Genomic DNA, 19,924 nt, shown 5'->3' on the forward strand with positions numbered 1-19,924 from the left:
CCCCAGTCGGTCGGCTAGGCAGCAGCTGCGGTTCGCCATCCGGATCGGCGGCTGACCCCGCTCCTCCGACGCCAGTTGGTGGTAGGAGAACCCTAGGCCGCGACCACGAGTGCCACTCCGGGGGAGGAAGTCGGTTGACCAAGGCATCTCTGATCGCCGCAGCCAGGAAGGGGGCGGCCATCGCACCCCGGGCCGTGATCGTTTCGTACACCGACGCATGGTGCGTGCGGGCGAGTACCGGGGAGTTGGGGTGGCTGTTCGGCGCCGAGTTCTGGCTCGTGGTGCTGATACTCGCCGGGGTATACATCCAGACATGGACCCAGGACGACGAGGACTGGGTCGGCATGTTCGCGCTACTGACGCTCATAGCCGGGCTCGTCGCCGGACCTCTGCTCCTCTTCCACGGCGGAGTTGCCGCACTGGCGGGCGTGCTCGGTGTCGTAGTGCTCGGATTGCCGGCTCCCGCCGCGGCCCGTGCGTGCAACTTCGACGTCAATCCCCGTGAGAGCAAGGGCATTTGACCCGGAGCCGCCCCACCTGCGGGTCCCGCGTCAGCACTGCCCGCTGTGTCGTGGCACGCCCCACAGGGCAGCGTCCGGGCAGGGATTCAGCGGCTGACGGCCTTCACCTTGCTGGTGCTCGGCACAGCGCCAATTCTCCGCAAGCACCTCGCCAAGTGAGATGACTCCTTAGCCGACCCGCCGGGCCAGCACCTGTCCCGGCCAGGCCTCGGACAGGAAACGGCCGGTGGGGGTAAAACCGTTGCGCTCGTAGAACGCGACGAGTTCGCCTCCGCCTCCCGCCCAGCAATCGACCCGCAGCAGCTCCACGCCGGCCCGCCGGGTCTCCTCGGCGGCATGGGCCAGCAAGGCCGCCCCGATGCCCAGACCGGCGTGCCGTCGGTCTGAAACCAGCAGCCGGACGTACCGCTCGGGTTCCTCGGCCGGCGCGATGGGCATCTGTGGGCTGGGCCCGGAGTCCAACACCAGGGCTCCGACCGGCACTCCGTCCAACTCCGCGATGTACGGGGCATTCTCGGTCGTGTACCGCTCGACCCGCGCCACCCCGCCGGGCTTCTGCGAATACAGTGTCGTGCCCCACTGCTCGGTGTTGCCGCGCTCGTTCATCCAGACCACCGCGGAGTCGAGCATGTCCAGAATGGCCGGTACGTCGGCCAGGCTGCCTGGTCTGATGCGTGTGCCATGTGTGGTGTCGTTCACGGCGGAAGCCTAGGCACTTTCGGGCGGATCACGGACGAAGCAGGGCTCCGGCAGCGGGCCGATGGGCCGGCACGACATCGATTCCACACCGACTGGGTGAACGGGGTCGTCGCCGTCACGGGATGGGACACAACGGGTGCGCGTACGGTCGACTGGGCGGCGGTCGAGGCCCGGATCGGGACCGCTCTGCCCAGTGGCTACTGGTGTCCTGCGCCTGAAATCCGTCGGCAGAAGTGGGCGAGGGAGTCGAGGATGCCTCGGCCGTCTTGGTCCGGGACCGGTCCCAGGTCGTGAGTCCGCCGTTCAGGCATGCCCGGCATTATCGGCAGGACCGGACAACGGGTCCGTCGGCAGCATGAACGTGTCCGTCAGATGCGGGCGTCGGGTTCTGGCCCTGCCGCGCGATCGGCGAACCTGCCCCCACCCGGAGAGCGGGCAGGGGCCCTCTCAGGCCCGGGAAAGCGGCCGTCGGCCGAGCGGAGCCGCATCGATGCGAAGGTCAGCACCCTGGTGAAAACCCGGGACCGGCTCGACGCCATCATCACCACGGCTGCCACAGCCAGGAGCGCGGACCGGCCCTGCCCTCGCTGAGCAGCGCGCCTGCCCCCAGGCGTGGGGCAGCCCTCGGTGCGTTCCTGGTCCTGCAGCGCAGAACTCCAGCCGACCTGGCCTGCGGCGCGTATCCGCACGCGTGCGAGCATGCTGTTCGCTGACACGCTAAGACGGTAGGGGCGGGGTGCATGGCTGGCGTATGGGTGACGGTCTGTCTGCCGGCCACGGCCGCAGACAATATCGAAGGGGCGCTGACAAAGGCCCTCGCGCCCTTCTACTCGGACACGGGTGACAACCCCGTCGACCGTGGCATGTGGGACCACCGCCGTATCCACGGTGGCAGCAACGGCATGGGGTTTGCAGTCGTTCCCGGGCACGCGGACGATCCGAGACTCATCCACGACGACCCCGGATACGACGGCGCGCCCAGCCCCAGCGCCCCGGGCGTCTGCGCCGGAGGACCGCGTGCCCTGCTCGACTTCTCCCAGCCGCACCTTGCTTCCGAGCGTGCGGTCGCCGCGTCCTGGGACCTGTGGCACAGCCTGTCCGCCGTACACCCTCCGACCCTTCCCCTCGCGGACTTCGTGGACCGCTGGAGGAACGATCCGGACGCGTTCCCCGGTGACCGGTGGGGAGACAAGATGCTCTCCGCATACCGGGCTCAGCCGCTGATCGGGGCGTACCTCGACCACCCCTTCAGCCTCGGCCGGGGATATCTGGGCTTCCTGGGCCCTCACGATCCCCAGGAGCACCCCGTCATCAGCTACGCCGGAACCCGTGCCGAGTACATCAGTGCTCTCACTTCGCCAAACCCGCCGGATACGGACGTACTCACCCTGGACGGCTGGTGGTTGGAGGGCGGCAGCCACGCCGTCCATGCCTCCTGCGAGCCCGACCTTTGCCCTCACGACCCGCCGAAGCCCTCCATATGGCCAGGCAGCCAGGCGTACCTCGCGGGTCTTCCCGGCGACACCATCCTTGTCCGGCTCCACTGCCACGCCTGACGTCACTTACGTCCCGGAGTTCCCAGCCAACTCAGCCGGCTCAGCCGAACGCCCGTGAAGCGCGGTGTCAGGGCCGCGCCTCACGGGCTGTCTGTGTGTGCCGTCTACGCGGCGGCGTGTGCTCCGCTATGCAGCGGCGGTGAGGCGGGCCACGGCCAGGCGGGTCAGGGCGCGGTCGTGGGGTGAGTCGTCCAGTGCACGGTGCAATGTCATACCCTCGATCAGCGCGTCCAGTTGGCGGGCCGTGTCCGCGTCGAAGTGCTGCTCCAGCAGGTGGCGGCTGCGCCGCATCCACTCCTGCGTCAACGACCGGTACTCCACGTGCCGGGCGGCGAGCGTGTAGAGCTCCTGCGCGAGGACCAGATCGCGGCGCGGCCCCTCGGAGAGTGTGTGGATGAGGTCGGTGACCGCTTCGCGGGCCTGTTCGGTGCTGTCGGCGCGGCTGAGGTGCAGCTCGAAGACGTCCTCGATATGACGGGCGAATCCGGTGAACGCCTCACGCAGCAGCTCGTCGATGCCGGAGAAGTGGTACGTCATCGACCCGAGCGGCACCCCGGCGCGGGTCGCGATCTTGCGGTGGGAGACGCCTGCTACGCCGTCGTCGGCGATCAGATCGAGCGTGGCGGCGAGAATCCGCTCGCGTCGCTGCGGATCGGTCTGTCCGGTGGCCATGAGGGTGCGCCTCAGATGCTGCGGACGGGCCGCGCGGGGTTACCCACCGCGACGACGTTGGCGGGCACGTCCTTGGTGACCACCGCACCGGCGCCGATGACGGAGTTGTCGCCGATCGTCACGCCGGGGCACACGATCGCTCCCCCGCCGAGCCAGACGTTGTCGCCGATGGTGATGGGAAGCGCGGCTTCGAGCTTGTCGCGCCGGGGCTCGGGCTCCACGGGGTGGGTGGGCGTGAGGAGTTGGACGTTCGGGCCGATCTGGCAGTCCTCACCGATCGTGATCTGCGCGACGTCCAGCGCCGTCAGGTTGTAGTTGACGAACGTACGGGCCCCGATGGTGATGTTGCTGCCGTAGTCGATGTAGAGCGGCGGGCGTACGTCGACGCCCTCCCCCACTGAGGCGAGCAGTTCGGTCAGGAGCGGCCTGGCGGTCGCGGTGTCCTCGACGTACGCGGTCTGGTAGCGCGCCGCGAGCCGCATGGCGCGTTGCTGAAGGCGGGCGATCTCCGGATCGTCGGCGATATAGAGATCGCCCGCGAGCATCCGCTCCAGATTGGTGCGCGGGTCGTCAGCGAAGTAGTCCGTCTCCGTCGTCATGCGTACGATCGTACACTCTGGAGCGTACGGTCGTACACTCTCACTCAGCCGGCCGCGTCCAGCAGACGCTTCGCGGCCTCCGTCGCCCCGTCCGTGCGGATCGTGCCGGCCACCGACCTCGCTCGCTCGCGGGCTTCGGGGGTCAGGGCCGCCCTGACTGCGGACGACAGGGACTCGGTGGTCGGAGTCGGGCCGTCGTGGGCCACGCCGATGCCCAGGTCGGCCACCCGCCCCGCCCAGTACGACTGATCCCCCGCCTGAGGTACGACCACCTGGGGCGCACCGGCCCGGGCTGCCGTCGTCGTGGTGCCCGCGCCGCCGTGGTGCACCACGGCGGCCACCCTGGCGAACAGTGCCTGCTGGTTGACCTCGCCCACGGCGAAGCAGTCGCCCTTGTCGTCGATCAGGCCCAGGCCCGCCCAACCACGCCCGACGAGTACGCGCTGGCCCTGCGCGCGGATCGCCTCGATCGCCACCGCGGCGATGTCCTCCGAGACGCCGCGCATGCTGCCGAAGCCGACGTAGACCGGCGGTGCACCCGCGTCCAGGAACGCCAACAGCTCGTCCGGGAGCGGGCGTTCGTCCGGCGCGATCCACGCACCGGTGTGTACGACGTCGAGGTCAGCGGTCTCCTGCCACGGGTCCAGGACCGGGTCCGCCGCCAGCCACGGGTGGTCGGTGAAGATGAAGCTGCGGACGTCGCCCACCGGCGGCAGACCGACCGACTCCCGGTGCGCGTTGAGCGACTCGCCGTGCAGCGTGTTGAAGAGCTGGGCGTTCAGGTCCCACAGCACGCGGTTGTCGGTCACTTCCGGCGGGACCGGTCGGCCCGGCAGCAGCGGTGCGGGCGGCGGCGCGCGGTGCGGCGAGGGCAGCAAGTACGAGCAGAAGGTCGCGTACACGTACGGGATGCCCAGTTTCTCGGCCGCCGACCGCGAGCCGAAATGCGCGAGCCCCGTCGCCAGGAGGACGTCACATCCCTCGGCCGCCGCCGCGACGGGTTCGAACTGCCCGGCCAGCTCGGCCACGCGCCGGGCCGCCTCCGCCGACGACGCCGGCCGCACCATCGTGCCCATCGGTGCACCGATGGGCACCAGCTCCACGCCGACACCGGCCAGGAGCTCGGCGAACTCCTTGTCCGGCGGCGCGCAGACCCGTACCTCCGCGCCGAGGGCCCGCACCTGCACCGCCAGCGCCACCAGCGGCTCGACGTCCCCACGTGACCCGTACGTCGACAACAACACACGCATTCCGGACTCCCGATTCCCCAGGTTCAGCGGCTCAGGCCGACGATTCTGCGGTACGACCGGGGCCTTGCCGCAAGCCCCCCGGTGCGCTATACGTTGAGAGTGGAAAGAGGTGGCAACTCCCCTTCCATGTCTCCCCTTCCATATCGAGGGTCAGGGTCAGCAGGTTTCGCCAGTCGTTCGTGAAGACGGCGGTCGCACCCTCGTAGCGCACCCCCGTGAACGGGTTGGAGCTGAACATGACAGCGACCCACCGCAGCGAGCGGTCCGCGTCGAGACACGCGAGGTAGCCGATGTTGCCCATCCCGCTGCCGCCGCCGGACATCCATCCCGATCCGTCCGGCAGCGGACTCTCGAAGTAGGTGTCCACGTCGGTGGTGCCGTCCTCCTCAAGGGCGCGGGCCACGTCGAGGGGCTCCCCCAGGCGGAAGGGAATGGGCTGCCCGGCGTCCGGGTGGTAGGCACCGGGGCCGGGCACATGCACCTCCAGGGCGGTGTCGTCCTGCCTGTACAAGCCATCGGTGTACGGCATCTCTTGTGCCGCCCACAGCCGCTCGATCACTCCCACAGGCCCACCGCCCTCTCTTCCGGACACAGGCGATCAGTACAGCAGGTCCAGTTCCGCGCGGACCGTCTTGCCCGGCGCCCGGCGGCGGTCGCGTACCTCCCAGCGGTCAGCCAGGGCGTCGACCAGGACCATGCCCCGGCCCGATTCCGCGTCGGGTGGGGGTGGGGTGATGTCGGCGGGGGAAGGCGGGCGGGCTTCGGTGCGGGTGTCGGAGAGTTCGATACTGAGCGTGCTGAGAGCCGGGCCGCGTGGAGTGAGCGTCAGCACCAGTTCGAAGTCCCGGCCCGGTACGCGGCCGTGGGTGGCGGCGTTGGCCGCCAGTTCCGCGACGAGCAGCGCGGCTGTGTCGGAGACATCGCCGCCGTACGGGATGCCCCAGCGGTCCAGTTCGAACCGGGCGAACCGTCGGGCAAGACGGGCGCCTCGCGGGGTGGCGCTGAAGCGCTGGGTGAACTCACGCACGGTGAGCGGGCGTTGGGTTGCAGGGGGAGCTTCCATGCGACGAGCGTGGCGGCCGCGCCCCCGATACCTCCAGATCGGGCGGCCGTACGCGGAGTGTGCGTACGGGTACGTCCGCCGGGCCGGCGGGGTACGGACCGTGACCCCGGGCAGGAGCGGACTGTTGGATTCCGGCGATGCTCCGGCAGCTCCGACTCTCGGGGCTCGCATCCCGATGCCCGAGACTCGGGATTCGAGATCCGGACCGGGTTCCTCACTCTTTGGAGGGTACGTACGAGGGTGCGCGTCCCGAAGCTCAAGCCCCGGGATTCGGGCATCGGGATACGAGACGCGAGATTCGAGCTTCTTCCCAACCACCGGGTAAATAAAGCTGGTTAAGGAAAACCAACCCCACCTCCCCCACCCGTCACGGCGAGCAAGTACGACTAATCAGGACCAGCTTGCGGCGCGCCCGCGCGGATGCTTACGGTGCCGAGACACAACAAAACGACCCCGACTCGGTGTTAGCGCACCAGGCCGGGGTCTCACCTCAAGATCGAATAGAGCGATCCCGTGGCTACCGAGAACTTTAGCTCTGCCCTGCCCGCGCCCGCACCCTCGTCGTCGTACCCGATGGCCAAGAGCGGCTACGGCAAGCGATCCACCCCCGACCAGGCCCCGCGCCAGGCCGAGGACTTCGCCCTGCTGCCCGAGCGCGAGCGGTACATCGCCTCCTTTGTCGACCGGCTACCGGAAGGCGCCGCGATGACGGTCAAGACCCTCGCCCGGCAACTCCCCCGCTACGGCCAGCAGGCCGTCGGCACCGCACTCACCGCTCTGTCGGTGGCGGGCCACCTGCGCCGCGTACGACGTCCGGCCGGCGTGGGCGCCCAGGTCCGTTGGGTCTTCCGCACCTTCTGGTCCCGCACGGCTCGCGACAACGAGTGGTGGGCCGCCTTCATCGCCGCCGAGGACAGCAAGGGCGCGGTGGTGCGCGAGTGCGCCCCGGCACCCGCACCCGCCGATGTCGTCGAACCCCCTGCCCCGCAACACGACCACTCGCCCTCGCCCGCCTACCTCGCCCTCGCCCAACTCGGCTGCCGGGACGCCCGCCTGGCTCTCTCCGCCGATGACTGCGAGGCCTTGGAGGGTCTTGCTGCGGAGTGGCTGGCGCGAGGTGCGAGCGCGGAGTACCTGACGCATGCTCTGACCGCCGGACTCCCGACAGCGGTCGACGTGCCGCGCGGTTTCGTACGCCGCCGCCTCCGCGACAAGATGCCGCCCCGCCTGCCCGCCGCCACCGCAACTCCCGTACGCCGCACGATGGTCGAGTGCACCAAGTGCGGGGCCCCCGGCCACCCGGAAGCACTCCCGGATGGCCTCTGCCGCGCCTGTCGCCCCACTCTCGCGACGGCTGCGGAATGCGTCACCGACAGCACTGTCGCGCGTGACGTCCACGCCCTCGTCGACCAGCTCCGCGTGCTCACGCGGACTTCGTGACCCACACGTACCAGGTCAGAAGTTGTTTCCGATCTGCGGGTATGTCGAGTCACCCGCATGATCACGGCCTGGTGACGGCCCGGAAGGTCGTAAGCACCAGCACCACCAGACTTACGGGTGAAGGGATCCACCCTCCCCTTCCCATCCACTTGCGCCACCAGGTATCTTGCATCGCATGGAACCAGGTGATTCGACCAAGCAGGCCCGGGCTGCCGCCCAGCTGCGCAAGGGTGTCCTGGAGTACTGCGTACTCGCCCTGATGCGGGACCGCCCCCGCTACGGCGTGGAACTCCTCCATGCCCTGGAGGACTCCGGTGCCCTGGCCACCAGCCAGGGCACGGTCTACCCGCTGCTCTCCCGGCTCCGCCGCGACGACCTGGTCACCACTACCTGGCAGGAGTCCACCTCCGGCCCACCTCGTCGCTACTACGCGCTCACCGACAGCGGCCGGGCCGCGCTCGACGAGTTCACCCGCGTCTGGCCCGGCTTCCGCAACGCCGTCGACGCCTTCCTGACCACCCCGCACCCCTTTACCGGAGACCTCGAATGAAGACCTCTGCCGACCCCGTACGCGACTACCTCTCCGCCGTCGAGCGCGAGGCCTCCGCGCTCCCCGCCGACCGACGCCAGGAACTCCTCGCCGACCTCGCCGAACACATCGAGGTGACGCGCGCCGAACGCCCCCATGCCGCGATCGGCGAGGTCTTGGCGGAGCTTGGGGACCCCCGCGTGATCGCGGCGACGGCGCTGGCCGAGGCGGGGAACGGGGCCGCCGGGGCCTCGGCCCGGGGCGGTGCACCCGCCCGGCGTGGCAAGGTACACCCCCTGGTCCCGCTCCTGATGCTCACCCTCCCGTTCCTCTTCGCGGCGGTCCTCCCCCACGTCCCCGCCGCACAGTTCTGCAGCACCTTGTTCCGCGTCATCGGCGCGGTACTTCTCTGCACCTCAGTGCACTGGACCTCTGTCCAGAAGACCACTGGCGTTCTGCTCACCGCCGTCCTGCCGACCGTCGCCATCAGCATCTGGATTTCGTCCAGCGTCGCCGCGTCGGGCGACACCCCGGCCCTCCTGGCCAACCTGGCGATGCTCGCTCTGCTGGCCGGCACAGCAGCTTGGCTCTGGCGGGTCCGCCGCGCCTGAGACGTTGTTTCCGGTCTGCGGGTTTGTCAAGATCCGTTGGACGACTGGTGCGGTGACGGAGGGTTGCCGGTCAGCGGGTGATGCGGCGGGTCATGAAGGTGATGGCGGCCCAGGTGATGGGAGTTTCGGAGTGTTTCGTAGTCGCGGGCGTGGCGGCGGGCGTTCATGATCCAGGCCAGGGAGCGTTCGACGACCCAGCGTTGGGGGATGACGACGAAGCCGGTGGTGTCCTTGGGCCTGACCGTTTTTGATGGTCAGGTTGAGGTGGCGTTTGGCCCAGGTCACGAGCTTGCCCGCGTAGGCGCGGTCGGCCCGGACGATGGTGATCTCCGGGTGCATGAGACGAGCCGGAAGAGGACTTCCTTTGCGGCAGCGGAGTCGTGGAGGTCGGCGGGGGTGACCATGACGAGCAGGGGGAGGCCGCGGGTGTCGACGACCAGGTGCCGCATGCGGCCGTTGATTTTCTTGCCCGCGTCGTAGCCGCGGGATTCCCGGGTGACGGTGGAGGCTGCTTTCACGGACTGGGAGTCGATGATCGTGGCGCCCGCCCGGGGTCCTTTGCCCAGCTCACGGCGGATGCGGGACCACCTCAGCCTAGGTGTTCTGCCCACGGAGGTTAGGAGCGGTGACCGACGGCGGCTGGGGCTTGTTCGCCACCCGCTGGTTGTGTGCTCGAGATGGGCCAGCTTCTGTGCGTCCGGTGCAAAGGGCGGTGCCGCCGCGCGGATGGGAAGCGCGGCGGCACGGCAGGGCCTCAGGGTAGGGCGACGGTCATGGTGAAGGAGGCGTTGAGTCCGCCTTGGATGTGGCCGGGGACGACGGCGTGGACGTCCAGGAGCAGGTCCTCGCCGCCGACGGTCCGGTAGACCAGGTCGTCCTCGTTGGGGAGCCGTTCCAGCGTGGTGTGCTGGTTGTAAGGCGGGAATGCCTCGATGGCCTCGTTGTACTTCTCCGGCAGGTACAGCTGGCCGGTGTACACCTCCTGGCCGTCGACGAGGACCTTGACATGGATATGGATGCTGCGGGTGAAGTACCAGCCCGGGTAAACGGTGTCGAACTCGGCCGCGCCGTCGGCGCCGGTGGGCTGACAGCCGCGCAGGAAGCGTGAGACGTCGGACGGCGGGACGTGGCCGGTCTCGTCCATGGTCGGCAGGGTGTCGGGGTCGTGGGCCAGGTACCCGGAGTAGTAGCCGAGGGCGTCGCAGTGCCATACGTCGACCACGGCACCGTCGACCGGTGCGCCCTGGTCGGCGCTGAGCACGGTGATGCGCAGCCGGAGCGGAACGCCTGGGCGGCCGTCCGCGATGTCCTTGCGCTGGAGGGGTTCGCCGTCGCCGGGGACGTAGTACGGCCCTTCGGTGGTCTGCGGGGACGCGTTCGTGGTGCGCTCGCGGGCGGCATCGGCGCCGGCGAGGACGTCCTCCGGCGAGTGACCATGGGCGGCCAGGATGGCCTGGAGCGTTGTGACCTGCGCGTCGGCAGTGATGATGCCGGCTTCTTTCTCTGCGGGCATGGTGCGTTCCATTCCCTGTTCGTGGTCCGCGTGCGCGGCGGAGGGTGATGCGCTGTACAGGGCTGTCGGGGTACGCCTCAGAAGGCATGCGGGCCGAAGCGGCCCCAGGCGACCACGGCGGCGAGCGCCAGCAGGACGACGTTCACGGTGATCATCTGGAACTCTCTACGGCGGCCGTGCGTGACGGCCGCGCCGGCCATCAGTACGGCGAGTCCGGTGGCGGCCACCGGGGCCAGAACCTCCGCGACACCCGCGAGCGGCGGGAGGATCAGCCCGAAAGCTGCAAGGACTTCAAGCGCGCCGATGAGCTTGACCAGCCCGGCACCGAAATCCTCGGCCCAGCCCAGTCCGGAAGCGGCCAGCTGCTGCGGAGTGCGGCTGAGCTTCATCGCCCCGGCCAGCAGGAACACGGCCGCCAGCACACCCGCGACGATCCACAAGAAGGCATTCATCGGCTCTCGTCACTCCATCCAATAACTTCAAGGTTGAATTGACCGTACCAGATAATTACTTCAAGCCGAGAGTAAATTGATTGACATTTTGCTCCATGCTTGGAGTACATTGGAGGCATGGAAGACGCACAGGGATCGGCCGGGCCCCGTTGGCTCGACGCCGATGAACAGCAGCAGTGGAACGCCTTCGCCTACGTGCTGACCCAGCTGCCGGCCGCGCTGGAGACGCGGATGCAGCGGGATGCGGGCATCGCCCACTTCGAGTACGTGGTGATGTCGGCGCTGTCGATGGCGCCGGAGCGCACCCTGCGGATGAGCGAGGTCGCCCAGTACGCCGGAAGCACACTCTCCCGGCTGTCCAATGTGGTCATCCGGCTGGAGAAGCGCGGCTGGGTACGCCGCCACCCCGATCCCTCCGACGGCCGCGCCACCCTGGCCACCCTCACCGACGACGGCATGGACAAGGTCGCCGCCGCGGCCCCCAGCCACCTCGACGCGGTGCGCCGCCTGGTCTTCGACCCGCTGACCAAAGCGCAGCAGCGTCAGCTCGGCGCAGCCTCCCAGCGCATCCTCGGCGCCCTCGACGCGCCGTGCCCCACCGACTGGCCCGGCGTCACCCCGCCGGCCGACCAGGACTGACCCCGGCGCACGCCCCCTCGTTTTCACCCGGCCGACCGGTCGGGAACCGCACCGCCCTCAAGGAGTGTTCGCATGCCCACCATCGCCATCGTCGGAGCCGGCCCCGGCCTCGGCCTCTCCATCGCCAAGGTCTTCGGCGGCCACGGCTTCGACGTCGCCCTGATCTCCCGCACCAAGGACAAGCTCGACGCCCTGGTCGCCGAACTCGCCGAGGCTGGGATCACCGCGGAGGGCTTCCCCGCCGACGTCGCCAACTCCGCCCAGCTCGCCGGCGCGCTGGAGGCCGCGATCGCGCGGTTCGGGCGGATCGATGTCTTGGAGTTCTCCCCGCACGCGGGCCTGACCATGACCTCCCCCAAGGACGTGACCCTGGACAACCTGCGGCCGCAGATCGACAGCCTGCTCTACGGCGCGGTCGCCGCCGTCCAGACGGTGCTGCCCGGAATGCTCCAGGCCAAGGCCGGCACGCTGCTGTTCACCACCGGCGGCGGCGCGGTCAACCCGTACCCGATGCTCGCCGACGCCAACATCGCCCAGGCCGGTCAGCGGAACTGGGCGATCAACCTCCACAACACCCTCGCCGACGAAGGCATTTACGCGGCCAACGTGGCCATCAACCTCATGATCGGCACCCAGGCCCCCGAAGGCGTCCCCTTCCGCGCACCCGACGAGATCGCCCTGGACTACTGGACCCTCCACACCAGTCGCACCCAGGCCGAGCACTTCATCGGCGCCTGACGCCAGCACGCCGACCACGGGCGGCCACCGGTCCACACCACGACCGGACGGTGGCCGCCCGCCCTCTTCCCCGGAGCATCATGAAGACCATCCTCATCGCCGGCGGCAACAGCGGCATCGGCCTCCAGGCCGCCCGCGATCTCCTGGCCGACGGCCACCGGCTCGTTCTGCTGGGCCGTGACCCGCGCAAGGGTGAGGCCGCGCTCGCCTCGTTCGGCGCGGCTGCCGACCGGGCAACCTTCCTCGCCGCCGACCTGTCCACCCACGACGGCGTCCGCGACGCCGCCCAGCGCGTCCTCGGCCAGCACGACCGCATCGACGCCCTCGTCCACACCACCGGCGTGTTCACCTCGCAGGAGAGCCGCACGGCCGACGGGCTCCACCCGTTCTTCACAATCAACTACCTCAGCCGCTACCACCTCACGCAGCTCCTGCTGCCCGCCCTGCGCCGCGCCGAGCGGCCGGTCGTACTGATGATGACCGCCGCGGTCCCGCCGACCGACGACGCCGACTTCGCCCGCTTCCCCGAGTTCGCCCCCTTCGATTTCGGGCACGACCGTAAGCCGATCCAACTGGCCAACCACCACTACGCCGCCCACCTCACCCGCACCGAACCTGGCCTCGCCGCCGGAGTGATCAACGCCGGCGCCGTGAAGACCGACATCTTGCGCATCGCCCCCTGGTACATGCGCGCCGGCGCCAAGGTCCTCGGGCCGGTCCTCTTCGACTCCGTCGAGACCTCCGCCCGCAGCGTCGTCGAAGCCACTCGGCGCGACGACTGGCAGGACCCCGTCTACTGGGGCAAACCCGGCCGCTTCGAACAGCGCACACCGATCGCCCTCGACGCCACGACCACCCAGCACCTCATGGACGCCTCACGCAGGCTCGCCGACGCCTGACAACCACACCACCACAAGCCCCAACCCGCGCGCCCACGGCCCTTAAACAGGCCGATCTGCGCGCGGGTTTCCCTGTTTCGCCCCCTGAGACTTCACGAACCCGCGCGCTTCCCTACGCAGAACCAGAAAGCCCCATGACTCACCGCAATGCGCCCCTGACCGAAACCGGCCGCCTCCGCCTGGCCCTCTGCGTGGTGCGCGACGGCTGGCCGCTACGACGGGCAGCCGAACGCATCCAGGTCTCACCCACCACCGACAAACGATGGGCCGACCGCTACCGCGAACAGGGCGAAGCCGGGATGCGCGACCGGTCGAGCCGCCCTCATCGCAGTCCGCACCGCACTCCGACCCGCACCGAGAGACGGATCACCAAGGTCCGGATCCTGCGCCGCTGGGGCCCCGCCCGCATCGACTACCTGCTCGGGGTCAATCCCGCCACGGTGCATCGCGTCCTCACCCGCTACCGGCTGGCCCGTCTGACCCACCTCGACCGAGCCACGGGCCGTGCCATCAGACGCTACGAGCACCATGCCCCGGGCGAGATGGTGCACGTCGACATCAACAAGCTCGGCAACATCCCCGACGGGGGCGGACATCAGGTCCTGGACCGCCAGGCCGGCCGCAAGAACCGCTCCGGCGGTGGCTACAGCTATCTCCACAACGCCGTGGACGACCACTCCAGGCTGGCCTACAGCGAGCCGGCCCTACCGCACCGAGCAGGAACGACGCGCCGCCTACGACGTGTGGCTGCACCACTACAACCACCATCGCGGCCACACCGCGTTGAAAGGCCAGCCACCAGCCAGCCGTGTCCCCAACCTCGCGGGACAGTACACCCCAAACCCTGATCAATCCGGGCTTCCAACTACTCAGCGACTCGTACGCTGCGTCAGCGTACGGGTACACACGGTGGACAGTACCCCTCACGGAACGTGACGATGGATCAGTTGGGTTGGAGCGGTTGGGGACAGGCGCGAAGGGTGACCGGACATGGCCGACATCGGGGGCAGTACGAGTGGAGTTACGAGCGGTGGGGAGCCGGAATCCTCGGACAGCCTCAAGGCATTCGGAGAGGTCATCAAGGCGTTCCGGAAGCGGGCCGGTCTGACACAGGAGGACTTCGCGCCGAGGGTCTGCTACTCGGTACCGACGGTCGCCTCCATCGAGCAGGGCCGGCGCTTCCCTCCCGGGGACTTCGTGGACCGTGCGGAAGTGGTCCTTGACGCGTTCGGCACGATCCAGGGGGCGGCACGGCATCTGTCCCGACGGCCGGGGCTGGCCAAGTGGTTCCGCCAGTGGGCGAAGCTGGAAGCGGAGGCGGTGAGCCTCTATACGTACGAATGCCGGTTGGTGCCGGGGTTGTTGCAGACGGAGGCGTATGCACGGAGGTTGTTCGAAAACCGACTTCCTCCGTTGGGTGACGATGAGGTCGAGGACCGACTGTCAGCACGACTGGGACGCCAGCGTCTGCTGCGGGAGCGGCCGAACACCTCGTACAGCTTCATCGTTGAAGAGCATTTGTTCCGGCGCCAGATGGGCGGACCAGAAGTGACCCGGCAACTCATTGACCAAGTGCTCGACAATGCGCAACTGCGCAATGTTGAGGTCCAAGTCATGCCTCTGGTGCGTACGGGTCACGCGGGGATGGACGGGCCCATGCGGCTGTGCGAGACCCCTGGCAACCGCTGGCTCGGCTACAGCGAAGGGCAGGAAAGCGGGCAGCTCATCTCCGACCCCAAACTCGTCAGCATGCTCAAGATGAGGTATGCCAGGATGCGGTCACAGGCTCTTTCCCTGGAGGACTCCCTGAGCCTGTTGCGGCAGATGCGAGGAGCGGTATGAGCACCACAGAACTGACCTGGTTCAAGAGCAGCTTCAGCGGCAGCTCCGGAGACGACTGCGTCGAAGTCGCCCTCTCCTGGCACAAGTCCAGTTACAGCAGCGGGTCCGGCGATGACTGCGTAGAAGTCGCCTCCTGCCCCGACACCGTCCACATCCGCGACTCCAAGGTGACCGAGGGTCCGCAGCTCGCGCTCCGGCCCGGTTCCTGGACGAGTTTCGTCTCGTACGCCGCTGGAGCCTGAGCCCGCACATCAGTGCGCCCCCTCTTGATAGCGTCGCCCCCACGGCTGCGGGACTTCTCCCCGCCCCCAGTCGTGGGGTGCAAACGGGGACGCTCGCGGCAGGGACGAAGAGGGCCGACGCATGAGCCTTGCACAGCTGCACTACACCTCCGCCGCGCCGGGGAGCGAGGCTTCGGGGGGACGGTTCACGGCGGTCGGTCCCGGGATCTCCGCGTCGATGCTCGACGAGATCGAGCCATTGATCGGATACGAGTTTCCGGCCGACGCTCCCTTCCTGCCGACGGATGCCGAACTGTGGTCACTGCCCCAGGCGTTCAGCTTCAGCGTGCTGTCCGACGGCAGTCGGCTGCTCTGTCGCACGGTGCCCGTGCGCGGGGCGGGCTCCGCTCCCGTACGGTTCCACGCCCATGCGGTGCATCTGCCCGTGGACACGCGGCTGACGGGCGGGCGGTTGCCTGTCGATGCGTGGAGGTCGCCGCAGTGGGTGTCCGTGACGCCTGGCGGCGCGATACCCGATCCCCTCAGCAGCCTGCCGCCGCGGCATGGGGCGGTGCGTGAGGGGCTGGGCGACTTCGCCGTCTCCCGCAGTCCGTGGCTCGCGTCCGTCTTCGCCGATCTGCGACGGGTGAGCGAGGAGAGTCCGCCGGTGTCGCCGGTCGTGCTCGTCGAGCGGCAGAGTGCGGACGTGGCGCGGTGGATCGCGCTGGCCGGGGCTGCTCTGCCCCGGGAGAGCGCGGAGCGGCTGACGTTCACGACGTACACCCGGAAGCCGGGGCTCGCGCCGCACCGTGTGGTGGGTGTACTGCCGGACGACGTACGTGAGTTGGGCGGCGGCCTCCGTGTGCATACGTGCACCGGGTCCCGGCCGCAGGGGGCGTCGGAGGATGCCTGGGCAGAGACCGCTGCGCGGATCTGGCGGAGTCGGGCGCCGGAGCTGTTCCGGGAGGCGGGTGAGCTCCCCGGGGAACCCTTCGCCGCCGGCCCGCTGGCTGTGACGGCACTGTGTGCGGGGATCGCACTCGGCGCCAACGAGCGGGCGTCGGCGGCCGATTGGGCTGCCGAGCGACCGTACGCACTGGATGCCAAGCAGACGCGGCAGCTGGTCGAGGCACTGACGTCGCCCGGTGTCGACGACCGGACCGGACCCGAATTCGACGCGGTGGGCCGGCTGTTCGGTGCGCTCGACGGGCGCTCGCCCGACACGACGACCGCGCCGCTTGCGGCGATGCTGGTCACGGAGGCGGTGCGTGGGGGGAACGGTTCACTGGAACTGCCCGGCCGTTCCGCGTTCACAGGTCCGGACGGCGAGGCGATCGGGAGCGTACTCGGCCCGGAGATCCTGGCGGAGTTGAGTGCGCCCGCGACCAGTGGGGATGTGGCGCGGACGGTGCAGTTGCTGCGGGTGGCGCGGCTGCTGGACGTGGACTGTGCGGAGTTCCTTCCCGCGGTCGTACGGCGGTTGGCGCCCGCGCTGCTCGCCGAGGACGATCCGGAGTTCGGGCCGGCTCTGCTGGAGTTGCTGGACGAGCAGTTCGATGTGCGGACGGCGCTGCTCGGTGCGCTGGACCGGATCGCGCCGGACGATCCGGAGGCGGTGGAACGGCTGTTGGGCCGGGTGACGCTGCCATTCACGGGGACGCAGGCGCTGCCACATCTGCGGATGTGCGCCGAGGCCGCCGAGGCTCGGGCGACCCTGGGCGGCGACCGGGCGGCCGTGTGGCAGCGGGTGCTGCGGGCGGCCGGACTTTCGCCGTTCGCGGAGCCGATGGTGCTGCGTACCGCTGCGGGGTTGGTGTGGGGGGACCGCGCGCCGACGACCGAGGAGGCGCGGCTGCTGCTTGAGGCGGCCACGTCGGACGCGCACCGGACGGCCGGGACGTGGGCGCGGCTCGTCGATGCGGCGCTGGGCGCGTCGGCCGACGACGAAGAGGCCGCCGGGCTCACGCACGACTTGTTGCGCGGCTTCCCGCAGGAGATCGAGGGGCGGGTGCGGGGCGCGCTGATGCTGTTGGACTTCGCGCGCGAAGTGGGCTCCGGGGTGGCCGAGGAGGGCTGGGTGGAGCGGGCCCGCAAGCTGTGCGCGCAGGCCGAACCGGTCGAACCGGCCGTCCGGGAGCGGGCGTTCGGCGCCCTGGCCGTACGGCTGCTCGCCCACGACCGTCCGGAGGCCGAGCTGTACGCCTTCGTGCACAGCGAGGACGCCGACCTGGTGGCGGCGTACGACCGGGCGGCCCGTACGGACGGCGTCGCCCAGCGGCTACGGGCCGACGCTGCCTACGCGGCTGACTGCTTCGGGGTCTGGACGGCCTACCCGCACGCGGGCACCGTATGGAACACCACGGCCGACGCCCTGCTCCGGGACGTACTGCGCCCCGCCGTACGTACGCACTCGCCCGCCCGCCTCAAGGAGGTCGAGCAGGCCGTGGAGAGCGCGGGCAGCAGCGGCCGGGCGGATGCGTTCCGCGCGTGGAACCGGCCGAGCACCCTCGGACGGCTCGGCCGCCGGATCTCGGGGCGGGTGCGGCGGGGCTGAGCCGAGGAGGCTTCCCGGGAGGCCGTGCGCGCATAGGCGGTGACGTCGTGGGATGGATCCAGGAAGACGTCACCGAGTCCGTGGTGAAGCGCGCAGAGGAAGACCGGCCGGAGAAGGCGCGCCTTGAGTCCGCTTCGGGTTACGTAAGAGCCGAAGAGGCGGCCAAGGAATCAGCAAGGGACGCCGTCGAGACGGGCGCCAAGGGGTCCGGTCTCACGACTGCCCAGATCAAGGAATACCAGGGCTCCGCCTCAACAGAGACAGCATCAGCTCATTCCATTGGGCGGGACCTGATGGCGAGCTCGAACGGCAAGGGGTAGTACCCGTGCAGCAAATCAAGAAGATTGCCATGACGGTCGTAGGTCCTGCGATCCTGATTGCAGCCCTGACCAGCTGCTCGGACGGCGAATCCAAAACCGTTCCGGAACTGCCCGAGCGAATCTGCTGGGGCGCCTTCGCCTCGAAGGACGTAGCCCCCCTCCTGCCGACCGGCACGAAGGCCACCTTCAGCGCGTTGAGCATGCGCCCGCTCGCTCTGCCGGAGGAGGCGGACCTGGCGTCGTGCGCCCTCGATATCGACGGCGATACGGAGTTCCAGGCGACCGCGCGTCGCCGCAACTTCGAGGACAGCATCGAGTGGAGCAGCATGGACAAGGCGAAGCCGGTCCCGATCGACGCGGGAAAGAAGGGCATCGTCCGGTACGGCGGAGCGGCCTCATACATCGTCTGCCAGCCCTCCAAGACCCCTTTCACGCCCGGGAAATACATTGACCTGCGACTCTGGGTCGACAGCGCGGAGGAGGACGACACGGCGGCGCGCACCGCCCTGCCGAAGCTGATGAAGCAATTCGTGGCGTTCGCCGAGCGCGAGCTGAAGTGTGACTGACTGCCGTACCCTTGCCGCCGGTTGACGCGCATCACCAGCGGCAGGGGCAGGCAGGGACTCAGTACGCGAACGTGGACTTGCCCGTTGTCGCCGCGGCGACGTGGGCGACTCCGCTGCCTGCCGGAAGTACCGTCACCGGCTCACGTGTTGGCGTGGTCGTGCCGTCGCCGAGCTGGGCGTTGGCGTTGGCGCCGAACGAGATTACGGAGCCGTCGTCCAGGGCGGCGACCGTGTAGTCGAAGCCGCTCACGACCTCCGTGGCGCCCTGGAGCGGGGCGATCGGCACCGGGGTGGTGCGCATGGTGGTCGTGTCGTCGCCGAGCTGGCCGACGTCGTTCTTGCCCCAGGCGCTGACGCTGCCGTCGTCCAGGATCGCGAAGTTGGTGTAGGCGTTGGCGGAGATCTTCGCGACGCCTTCGAGGTGGTGCACGTCCACCGGGACGTTGCTGTCGCCAATGGAGTCGTTGCCGAGCTCGCCCTCCGTGTTCTTGCCCCAGGACTTGACCGTGCCGTCGGCGGTGAGGGCCAGCACATGGGCGCAGCCGACCGAGATGGACACGATGTCCTCCAGGTCCTTGACCTTCTGCGGGGTGTTGCGGGCGGTGTTATCGCCGTTGCCGATACGGCCGTTGACGCCCTCGCCCCAGGCCCAGACCGAGCCGTCCTGGCGCAGGGCCACGCTGAAGTCGCAGCCCGCTCCGACGTCCTTGACCTTGTTGAGGCTCTGCACGTCGACCGGGGTCTTCTGCACTCCGGTCGGGTCCGCGGCGGTCAGGCCGTTGCCGAGCTGGCCCTTGGTGTTGCTGCCCCAGGACAGGACGCGTCCGCCGCGGACGGCGAGTACGTGGTTGCTGCCCGCCGAGACCTCGCTGACGCCGGAGAGTCCGGCGACGGCGGCGGGGAAGTACTGGGCGACGACGGTGCCGTTGCCGAGCTGGCCGGTGAGGTTGGCGCCCCAGGACTTGACGGTGCCGTCCTTGAGGAGGGCGACGGCGAAGGAGTTCTTGTCGGCGTCGCCTCCGCCGGACATCTCCCGTACGGAGTCGCGGGCGATGCCCTGGACGCCGGCGGGAGTCTGCTGGTTGACGTTGCTGTTGTTGCCGAGCTGGCCGAGGTTGTTGATGCCCCAGGCGCGGACCCACGGGTCGCTGGGCGCGGCGTGTGCGGGGAGGCTGGGTGCGGCGAGCGCCGCGAGGGTGAGGGTGGCGGTGAGGGTGGTGCGCAGGGTGGTCATGGCGCC

At 69.4% G+C, this 19,924-nt stretch carries 21 protein-coding genes and 2 pseudogenes; 13 read left to right on the forward strand and 10 right to left on the reverse strand.

From position 1 onward, the window contains the following. The first annotated feature begins 134 nt into the window (after window positions 1-134). Window positions 135-521 carry a hypothetical protein gene (locus ACFT7S_RS01440; RefSeq protein WP_382725337.1) on the forward strand — a complete coding sequence of 129 codons (387 nt, stop codon included), beginning with the start codon at window positions 135-137 and terminating at the stop codon, window positions 519-521. 168 nt (window positions 522-689) lie between these two features. On the opposite strand, the gene ACFT7S_RS01445 is transcribed toward ACFT7S_RS01440, so the two are convergent. Next, window positions 690-1,220 (reverse strand): GNAT family N-acetyltransferase, encoded by a 531-nt coding sequence (locus ACFT7S_RS01445; protein ID WP_382725339.1) that lies wholly within the window; start codon window positions 1,218-1,220, stop codon window positions 690-692. Between the two features lie 740 nt (window positions 1,221-1,960). Here ACFT7S_RS01445 and ACFT7S_RS01450 point away from each other — a divergent pair. Further along, window positions 1,961-2,776, forward strand: coding sequence for a hypothetical protein (locus ACFT7S_RS01450; RefSeq protein ID WP_382725341.1), 816 nt, complete (start codon window positions 1,961-1,963; stop codon window positions 2,774-2,776). Between the two features lie 126 nt (window positions 2,777-2,902). Here the strand turns inward: ACFT7S_RS01450 and ACFT7S_RS01455 are convergent, their stop codons facing one another. The 5 genes from ACFT7S_RS01455 to ACFT7S_RS01475 form a co-directional block, all read right to left on the reverse strand. Next, on the reverse strand, window positions 2,903-3,448 hold the full coding sequence (locus ACFT7S_RS01455; protein WP_382725344.1) for a TetR/AcrR family transcriptional regulator: 546 nt from the start codon (window positions 3,446-3,448) through the stop codon (window positions 2,903-2,905). 11 nt (window positions 3,449-3,459) lie between these two features. Beyond that, a complete protein-coding gene (locus tag ACFT7S_RS01460) occupies window positions 3,460-4,047 on the reverse strand; it encodes a sugar O-acetyltransferase (protein ID WP_382725347.1) in 588 nt (195 codons plus the stop codon). Between the two features lie 44 nt (window positions 4,048-4,091). Continuing rightward, window positions 4,092-5,297: a glycosyltransferase gene (locus ACFT7S_RS01465; RefSeq protein WP_382725349.1), complete on the reverse strand. Its 1,206-nt coding sequence runs from the start codon at window positions 5,295-5,297 to the stop codon at window positions 4,092-4,094. A 31-nt stretch (window positions 5,298-5,328) separates the two neighbouring features. Continuing rightward, complete coding sequence (locus ACFT7S_RS01470; RefSeq protein WP_382725351.1) at window positions 5,329-5,808, reverse strand: hypothetical protein; 480 nt, start codon at window positions 5,806-5,808, stop codon at window positions 5,329-5,331. 87 nt (window positions 5,809-5,895) lie between these two features. Beyond that, window positions 5,896-6,360: an ATP-binding protein gene (locus ACFT7S_RS01475; RefSeq protein WP_382725353.1), complete on the reverse strand. Its 465-nt coding sequence runs from the start codon at window positions 6,358-6,360 to the stop codon at window positions 5,896-5,898. A gap of 513 nt (window positions 6,361-6,873) precedes the next feature. Between ACFT7S_RS01475 and ACFT7S_RS01480 the strand changes: the two genes are divergently transcribed. From ACFT7S_RS01480 to ACFT7S_RS01490, 3 genes are all read left to right on the forward strand, one after another. Then, window positions 6,874-7,800, forward strand: a complete 927-nt coding sequence (locus ACFT7S_RS01480) for a MarR family transcriptional regulator (RefSeq protein ID WP_382725356.1) — start codon at window positions 6,874-6,876, stop codon at window positions 7,798-7,800. A 175-nt stretch (window positions 7,801-7,975) separates the two neighbouring features. Continuing rightward, window positions 7,976-8,350, forward strand: a complete 375-nt coding sequence (locus ACFT7S_RS01485; RefSeq protein ID WP_382725358.1) for a PadR family transcriptional regulator — start codon at window positions 7,976-7,978, stop codon at window positions 8,348-8,350. Continuing rightward, window positions 8,347-8,940, forward strand: a complete 594-nt coding sequence (locus ACFT7S_RS01490) for an HAAS signaling domain-containing protein (RefSeq protein WP_382725361.1) — start codon at window positions 8,347-8,349, stop codon at window positions 8,938-8,940. Before ACFT7S_RS01485 ends, ACFT7S_RS01490 begins: the two co-directional genes overlap by 4 nt. A gap of 73 nt (window positions 8,941-9,013) precedes the next feature. Here ACFT7S_RS01490 and ACFT7S_RS01495 read toward each other — a convergent pair. The 3 genes and pseudogenes from ACFT7S_RS01495 to ACFT7S_RS01505 form a co-directional block, all read right to left on the reverse strand. After that, window positions 9,014-9,524, reverse strand: a pseudogene (locus tag ACFT7S_RS01495) (transposase); the annotation flags it as partial. A gap of 170 nt (window positions 9,525-9,694) precedes the next feature. Beyond that, window positions 9,695-10,453: an intradiol ring-cleavage dioxygenase gene (locus ACFT7S_RS01500; RefSeq protein WP_382725363.1), complete on the reverse strand. Its 759-nt coding sequence runs from the start codon at window positions 10,451-10,453 to the stop codon at window positions 9,695-9,697. 77 nt (window positions 10,454-10,530) lie between these two features. Further along, window positions 10,531-10,905 carry a DoxX family protein gene (locus ACFT7S_RS01505; RefSeq protein ID WP_382725366.1) on the reverse strand — a complete coding sequence of 125 codons (375 nt, stop codon included), beginning with the start codon at window positions 10,903-10,905 and terminating at the stop codon, window positions 10,531-10,533. Between the two features lie 117 nt (window positions 10,906-11,022). On the opposite strand from ACFT7S_RS01505, the gene ACFT7S_RS01510 reads away from it, so the two are divergent. From ACFT7S_RS01510 to ACFT7S_RS01545, 8 genes and pseudogenes are all read left to right on the forward strand, one after another. Further along, window positions 11,023-11,544, forward strand: coding sequence for a MarR family winged helix-turn-helix transcriptional regulator (locus tag ACFT7S_RS01510; protein ID WP_382725369.1), 522 nt, complete (start codon window positions 11,023-11,025; stop codon window positions 11,542-11,544). Between the two features lie 72 nt (window positions 11,545-11,616). Beyond that, entirely contained in the window at window positions 11,617-12,282 is a 666-nt protein-coding gene (locus ACFT7S_RS01515; RefSeq protein ID WP_382725371.1) for an SDR family NAD(P)-dependent oxidoreductase, read from the forward strand. An 80-nt stretch (window positions 12,283-12,362) separates the two neighbouring features. Next, on the forward strand, window positions 12,363-13,181 hold the full coding sequence (locus tag ACFT7S_RS01520; protein WP_382725373.1) for an SDR family NAD(P)-dependent oxidoreductase: 819 nt from the start codon (window positions 12,363-12,365) through the stop codon (window positions 13,179-13,181). A 134-nt stretch (window positions 13,182-13,315) separates the two neighbouring features. Further along, a pseudogene (locus ACFT7S_RS01525) lies at window positions 13,316-14,015 on the forward strand (leucine zipper domain-containing protein); the annotation flags it as partial. Window positions 14,016-14,171: 156 nt separating this feature from the next. Continuing rightward, window positions 14,172-15,023 carry a Scr1 family TA system antitoxin-like transcriptional regulator gene (locus ACFT7S_RS01530; RefSeq protein ID WP_382725376.1) on the forward strand — a complete coding sequence of 284 codons (852 nt, stop codon included), beginning with the start codon at window positions 14,172-14,174 and terminating at the stop codon, window positions 15,021-15,023. After that, a complete protein-coding gene (locus tag ACFT7S_RS01535; RefSeq protein WP_382725379.1) occupies window positions 15,020-15,265 on the forward strand; it encodes a DUF397 domain-containing protein in 246 nt (81 codons plus the stop codon). Before ACFT7S_RS01530 ends, ACFT7S_RS01535 begins: the two co-directional genes overlap by 4 nt. Window positions 15,266-15,386: 121 nt before the next feature. Continuing rightward, window positions 15,387-17,798 (forward strand): GTPase-associated protein 1-related protein, encoded by a 2,412-nt coding sequence (locus tag ACFT7S_RS01540; RefSeq protein ID WP_382725382.1) that lies wholly within the window; start codon window positions 15,387-15,389, stop codon window positions 17,796-17,798. A gap of 325 nt (window positions 17,799-18,123) precedes the next feature. Next, a complete protein-coding gene (locus tag ACFT7S_RS01545; protein ID WP_382725384.1) occupies window positions 18,124-18,684 on the forward strand; it encodes a hypothetical protein in 561 nt (186 codons plus the stop codon). 58 nt (window positions 18,685-18,742) lie between these two features. Here ACFT7S_RS01545 and ACFT7S_RS01550 read toward each other — a convergent pair whose 3' ends face one another. Further along, window positions 18,743-19,918, reverse strand: a complete 1,176-nt coding sequence (locus ACFT7S_RS01550) for an RCC1 domain-containing protein (protein WP_382725387.1) — start codon at window positions 19,916-19,918, stop codon at window positions 18,743-18,745. Window positions 19,919-19,924: the final 6 nt, after the last annotated feature.

This window comes from Streptomyces sp. NPDC057136 (assembly GCF_042670885.1).
Classification (GTDB): Bacteria; Actinomycetota; Actinomycetes; order Streptomycetales; family Streptomycetaceae; genus Streptomyces.